At 44.8% G+C, this 7,194-nt stretch carries 2 protein-coding genes; both read left to right on the plus strand.

From position 1 onward, the window contains the following. The first annotated feature begins 20 nt into the window (after window positions 1-20). Window positions 21-2,690: a non-ribosomal peptide synthetase gene (locus NST39_RS03685; RefSeq protein ID WP_341027152.1), complete on the plus strand. Its 2,670-nt coding sequence runs from the start codon at window positions 21-23 to the stop codon at window positions 2,688-2,690. Further along, window positions 2,683-7,188: a type I polyketide synthase gene (locus tag NST39_RS03690; protein ID WP_341027154.1), complete on the plus strand. Its 4,506-nt coding sequence runs from the start codon at window positions 2,683-2,685 to the stop codon at window positions 7,186-7,188. The genes NST39_RS03685 and NST39_RS03690 overlap by 8 nt, the downstream gene beginning before the upstream one ends. Window positions 7,189-7,194: the final 6 nt, after the last annotated feature.

A 7,194-nucleotide genomic window follows, 5' to 3' on the forward strand; every position in this document is an offset into this window, starting at 1 on the left:
GTAAAGAGGTGAATGGAAGAGTGATTGAACATGATGATTTTCAACTGAAAGCAGCGGCGAAGGAAAGGGTGAGGGAAAGATCCTACTGGACATCGATCTTATCAGGTGTCCAGCTTGATGGCCGCATTCCTCATACGGTTTCACAAGCCAAGCCTGCTGCAATGAACCGATCGCTTCATTCGTCCTTCCCTGTGGCTATGAATCATTCGTTAAAGCAATTATGTGGAGATTCTGATTTGCGCCTGTTTATCGTGCTGACCACAGCTGCTTTTGGCTTGCTTCAACGTTATAGCGGGAAAACTGAGTTGATGGTGACTGTTCCTACAATGGAACAGTCTGCCAATCAATCAGCCATCAATCATATGCTGCCACTTAAGGCAGAGATTGAGCCTCATATGAGCTTTAGCGCAGGGCTAGAGGCAGTGAAACAATCGTTTCAGGAGGCAGTGCGTCATCAAAATTATCCTGTTCATATTTTAATGGATGAGCTTTGGCGTTCAGTAGGAGAAGACAAGAAGCGTGTCAATCTGGCATGTGCATTTGAGCCATTGCATGGGCAAGCTGACCGAGAGCAGCTGCATGCGGATGTGCTTATTGTTTGGAAGAAAGAACAAGATCAACTTCATGTTGAAGTTCACTGGGATGCTTCCATTTATGATGACCACATGATGGAGCAGTTCTCCAATCATTTCATGCGATTCACAGAGCAATGTCTCAAAACGCCTGAGCAAACGATGAGCACACACTCATTTTTATCTGATATAGAGAAAAATCAGCTGTTTGATTCGTTTCAAGGGGAGTCGCTCGCTTATCCAGTGGATCGTGATATTGTGTCGTTATTTCAACAACAAGTCCAATTGCATCCAGCACGAACGGCTGTTGTGTTTGGCACCACCTCCTATACATATGAAGAGGTTGATCATTTATCAGATCGCATTGCGCTTAGACTATCTCAAAGTCAGATAACACGTGAGACTCCTGTTGGACTCAGAATGTATCGATCTGCTGAACTTGTCATTGCCATTCTTGGAATATTAAAGGCTGGCTATGCTTATTTACCGATTGATGTCCATCTGCCGATTGAAAGAATTCGGTATATGCTCAAAAACAGCGGCGCTACAGCTATTGTCTCGGATACAGAAGGACACGAAGGATTGGATGTCGAGATTCATGTGATTCAAGACATGCTTCAAGAATCATCAATAAAAGAGAATCTGACTTGGTCTATCTCGCCTTCGGATATGGCGTATGTCCTGTATACATCAGGTACGACAGGGCATCCGAAAGGTGTCGTTATCGAACATCGTCATGTCATTAATTTGGTATATGGAATGAAAACGCGCTTTTTTGATCTGCTCCCTGATCCTTTGCAAGTAGGGATGCTGGCTTCACACATTTTTGATGCGTCTGTTCAAACATTGTTCCCGGCATTGCTCCTCGGACATACGCTGCATATTGCCAAAGATGAAGTCCGTATGGATGGGCATGCGTTATGGTCGTTTTACCAAGAACATCACATCCAGCTGTCTGATGTGACCCCCTCTCATTTAAAGCTGATGAACAAGGCAGCAGCGCAATCAAAACAAGACCTGCCAGCGTTGAAGATGCTGCTGGTGGGCGGAGAGGTGTTTACAAAAGAGCTGATGGATCAATTTTTACAGCATATATCAGGTGAAAAACCAATCATGATTAATGCGTATGGGCCCACTGAATGTACGGTTCAGTCATCATCTTTTTTGATTCCCCAAGACTGGAATGAGCAAGTCATTCCTATTGGGCAGCCGATGCCGAATGAGCATATTTTCATATGTGACGCGCAAGGAGAGCTAGTTCCGATTGGCGTTTTTGGAGAGTTATATATTTCAGGTGATGGTGTAGGTCGTGGGTACATCAATCACCCTGATCTGAGCAAGGAGAAATTTATCAAAAAACCAGAGCTGAGCAGCGGGGTGTTATACGGTACGGGAGACCTTGCAAGATGGCGGTTTGATGGATTGTTAGAATTTGCCAAGAGAAACGACGGTCAAGTGAAAATTAGGGGATATCGAGTTGAGTTAGAGGAAATCCGCAGAGCGATTCTTGATGACCCGCATATGCAAGGACTGATTCAAGATGTCATTGTCATTCCTAAGGAAACGCAGGATCAGGACCAATACATTTGCGCATATATGATGGCAAAACAAGTGATAGATCAGCGTGCGCTTCGTCAGTCTTTAAGTGAAAGATTACCAGGTTATATGGTGCCGAGGCATGTCATTCAAATAGAGCAATTTCCTTTGAATCTATCGGGGAAATTGGATATCCAAGCACTGCCGAATCCAGAAGATCAGTTGGCAGACAATCAAGAGCCAGTGACCATTCAAGCACATAATGAAACAGAGCAGAAACTTGTTCGCATTTTCGCCTCTATTTTACAAGTCCCTGCTTCGCAGATTCGTATAGATGAACCGTTTTTTGACTTAGGCGGGAACTCTTTTAATATCGTTGAGCTGTCGAATAAAGTGAAAGAGGAATTTCAGCAGGAGCTGACAGTAATGGAGCTGTTCCAATATACAACTGTTTCGCAAATAGCTGCTCAATTAAAAAACAAAGCATCAGGGCAAGAGAAACAGATCGAAGATGATGGAGAAAATGAAGCGGATGATTTAGAAAGTGCCGCTCAACTGTTAGGCGGGATGATAGATGAGTAAGTTCACAGGATTAGAGGTTGCAGTGGTTGGTATGGCCTGCCGTTTTCCCGGAGCAAAGAATATTCATCACTTTTGGGACAACCTTGCAAATGGAAGAGAGTCCATTACGTTCTTTTCGAAGGAAGAGCTGCTTGAGGCAGGGGTTGAGAAAGAGGCATTAGATCATGAGCAATATGTACGTGCCAAAGGAGCAGTTGATCAGCATGATCATTTTGATGCAGATTTCTTTGGTTATTCACAGCGTGAAGCAGAAGTAATGGACCCGCAAATCCGCATGTTTCATGAGGTGGCGTGGGAATCTCTTGAAGATGCAGGCTATAACCCTGAAACCTATCAGGAACCGATTGGTTTATTTGGAGCCGCTTCTGCTAATTTATATTGGCAAGCTGCTTCCATGCTGATGAGAACCAATGACTCATCTGAACAATTTGCGGCTGTTCAGTTAACAGATAAAGATTTCATGAACACAAAGGTATCCTACAAATTGAATTTGAAGGGACCGAGCGTAGCTGTTGATACAGCCTGTTCTTCCTCTTTGACTGCCATTCATATGGCGGCGCGCGCCCTAATTACTGGGGAATGTAAAATGGCTCTCGCAGGCGGCGTCACCATTACGACCCCTCACAAAAAAGGATACATGTATCAAGAGGGGATGATCATGTCGCCGGATGGGCACTGCCGAGCTTTTGATGAACAGGCAAAAGGCACCGTTGGCGGTGAGGGCTGCGGTGTGGTTGTGCTCAAATCATTAAAGCAGGCACTAAAAGATAAGGACCATATCTATGGCGTGATTAAAGGTTCAGCCTATAACAATGACGGCGGGCGGAAGGTTGGCTACACAGCACCAAGTATAGAAGGACAAAGCGAAGTGATTAAAAAGGCACTCAACATCAGTCGTGTAGAAGCTGAGAGTATTTCTTATATTGAAGCACATGGCACAGGTACAACTCTTGGAGATCCGGTTGAAATTGAGTCACTAAAGAAAGCCTTTCAAACGGATAAAAAACAGTTTTGTGCCATTGGGTCTGTGAAAACCAATATTGGTCATCTTGACTCAGCCGCAGGGGTTGCAGGTTTTATCAAGACAACGCTTAGTCTGTACCATCAGATGCTGCCGCCTAGCCTTCATTATAAAAAAACGAATCCGAAAATTGATTTTGAATCAAGTCCATTTTATGTCAATACAATACCCGTACCATGGACGAAAATAGAGCAGCCGCTGCGTGCTGGAGTTAGTTCATTTGGAGTCGGTGGAACGAATGTACACCTGATCATGGAAGAGGCACCCGCCGCCGACAAACCGTCAGCAGAAAGAGATCATGAACTAATGGTGATTTCCGCACGATCGAAGCGGGCAGTTCAAAAATCGGCTGAACAAATGACATCTTATTTAAAAGAACAAAAGAATGTCACACTATCCGAGGCTGCCTTTACACTGCAAGAGGGACGAAAGCATTTTCCTTATCGACAAGCTTTTCTTGCAGGTCCTGACCGCACATTCCAGTCAGCCGGACAGCCGCAAAAGGCCTTTCAACAGCCTGCAGTCGTTTGGATGTTTTCTGGACAAGGTGCTCAGTATGTGAATATGGGCAAGGATTTATATGAGAAAGACCCTGAATTTAAACAAACGCTTCAGAAATGTTTTGCCATCATTTTGTCTTTATCAGGTGTTGAGATCGAGAACGTGTTATATCCAACAACCGAAGAAGAGTTCATAAAAGCAGAACAACTCATGCAGCAAACATCATATACACAAATCATCTTGTTTAGTTTTGAGTATGCGCTCGCATCGAAGCTGATGGGACTAGGCATACGTCCGCATTATTTCATTGGTCATAGTATTGGAGAAATCACGGCTGCCTGCGTGGCCGGTATCATCCACCTTGAAGATGCCATCCGTATCGTTTTAAAAAGAGGCAGTTTGATGCAAAAAATGCCTCGGGGTGAAATGGCCGGAGTGTTCCTCCCTGCCGAAGAGATTGAACATGATCTTCCTGAGGGGGTCGAGCTTTCTGCGGTGAATAGCTCACAATTATCTGTTGTTTCCGGACCTTCAGAACGGTTACAGATCTATCTCGAACAAGCTGAAAAAAGAGGAGCTTCTGTCCAAACATTGAAAACCTCTCACGCCTTTCATACGAGTATGATGGCTGAAGCATCCGAACAGTTTAAGAACGTTCTCTCAGAGATCACCTATCAGCAGGGCGAGGTTCCGATCCTTTCGAATGTGACAGGGAACTGGTTAACAAATGAGCAAGCCTCATCGCCTGATTACTGGGCATCTCATATTAGGCAGCCTGTTTTATTTAGTCAAGGATTAGAGACGTTACTTGGACTTGGAGAAGTGGTTTTCATTGAAGTGGGGCCAGGTCATACGTTGACCCAATTTGTGAGACGACATGATGACTATGATGTGAACAAAGCAGCGGCTGTTTCATTGGTGAGACATCCAAAAGAACAAGCTGCTGATGATGAATATATGAAAAAAGCTATAGGTAAGCTGTGGACTTTCGGAGTGGAACCGAATTGGAGCGCTGTCAGAAAAGAAAAGACCCCATATCGAGTGTCACTGCCAACATATCCATTTGAGCATCAAATATTCCCCTCTCCGCAGTTTAAAGCGGATCAGCTGATGAGCAATTTAGCGCCATCAGAAAAGGGGGAGAAACTCTCAGCTGATTTTCAAGACTGGTTTTACATTCCGGTATGGGAGCGCTCTGCACCTGTACTAAAAGAGCAGCATCATCAAGGGAAGCGTATCTTGGTTTTTGAGAAAAGTGGTCATATTGGCGCCTATTTGAAAGAGCGGCATGCAGAGGTTGTCAGCGTCTGTCAAAGTGATCATACGATCAAAGAAAATGACCAGTTGATGAAAGCTGACGTTCATATGCTGTCACACTTAGAGTGGGTGATGGCTGAACTGCAGCAATCTGAATTTATACCGGAAGAGATCATCTGGATGCATGATGAACTAACAGAAGATACAGGTGAACAGCCAAACTACTTATCTGTGCTCGATCTCGTCAGGCTGATCAGTCAGCATCATAACACAACCATCCGTCTTCACCTTGTGACAAACCAAGCACATGATGTCATCGGGATGGAGAAGGTCAATCCTCTTCAAGCAACATGTACTGGATTAGCTCTGACCATTCCTCAAGAATATCAGCATATTGCGTGTCAGCACGTTGATTTATGTCAGGAAACAAAGGCGGACTGGCCGCTCTTTCTTTCATACGAGGTTGCAATGCACGATCAAGAGGCGGTCGTGGCGTATCGAGGGAACAGCAGATGGGTTCGAAAAGCTTCAAGTACACCTTTAAGCAAAGAGGAATCGTCCACACAGCCTTTCAGGACTCATGGTGTTTACCTCCTGACCGGCGGTATGGGAGGCATTGGTTTCACACTAGCTCAACTTTTAGCAGAAACGTATCAAGCAAAACTTGTGTTCCTCAGCCGATCACAAATACGTGAACGTTCTGCATGGGGTGAGCTGCGTGATGCGGATGGGAAAGAAGCTGAGACCGTGAAAAAACTGATGGTTCTTGAAGAGTTAGGAGCTGATGTACAAACTGTACACGGTGATGTGTCAGATAAAGACGCCGTGCAGAAAGCGATCCAGCTGGCTCATACATCATTTGGTGATTTACATGGTGTCATTCATGCGGCAGGAGAGGCAGATGGGAAGATCATCCAAGCAAGAACAGCAGACGATGAAATTCGCATGTGTCAGGCAAAAATCAACGGGACCTATGTGCTGGATGAAGCACTCAAGGATGAAACGCTCGACTTCTTTTTACTTTGTTCATCCCTAGTGTCCTTTCTTGGAGCGGCTGGACAAGTGGCTTATGCCGCTTCCAATGCTTTTATGGACAGCTTTGCTCATGCGAAGAGGCAGGAAGGAAAGCCAGTGATTTCTTTAAACTGGGATCGATGGGAAAAAGTCGGTATGGCACACGACTCAGCATTAGCGGCCAAAGTCAATGACATGATGACGCTCGAGGAGCAGGCGGGAATTTTACCAGAAGAAGGAATCAAGGCCTTTCAGGAAGTGCTGCGTCTAGATTATCCGCAAATTCTTGTTTCTGTTCGAGACATGGGTGAGAGAATAAAACACCGATTAACACCTATGCAGCAGGAAGAAGAGCCGTCTCAACAAATATCACAGGCCATAGATGATCGTCTAGAAGCATCATTGTGTGATGTACTCAGCTCCTTTTTTCCTCATGAACCGGATGTGAATGAAAACTTCTTTGAAATGGGTGCGACATCCCTTGATTTGCTGCAGATGAGCGGTCATATTAAATCAATTTATGGTATAGAGGTTCCAGTGGTCATGATGTATAGTCATCCAACGATCGCGTCATTGGCTGCAGAACTGAAGAAGATACATGGAGTGAAGGAAGAAAAGCAAGCTGTCACTGAATCATCTAATCTCCGCAAACAGGCGATGGCAGATGGGAAGAACCGCCGTAAACAGAGATTAAAACGAAAATAGATGGGA

The sequence above is a fragment of the Bacillus sp. FSL W8-0645 genome (assembly GCF_038007905.1).
Taxonomy (GTDB): Bacteria; Bacillota; Bacilli; order Bacillales; family Bacillaceae; genus Bacillus; species Bacillus pumilus.

Bases quoted from the DNA above. Each gene is read 5' to 3' on its own strand.
- NST39_RS03690 (WP_341027154.1), top strand. From the start codon at position 2,683: ATGAGTAAGTTCACAGGATTAGAGGTTGCAGTGGTTGGTATGGCCTGC.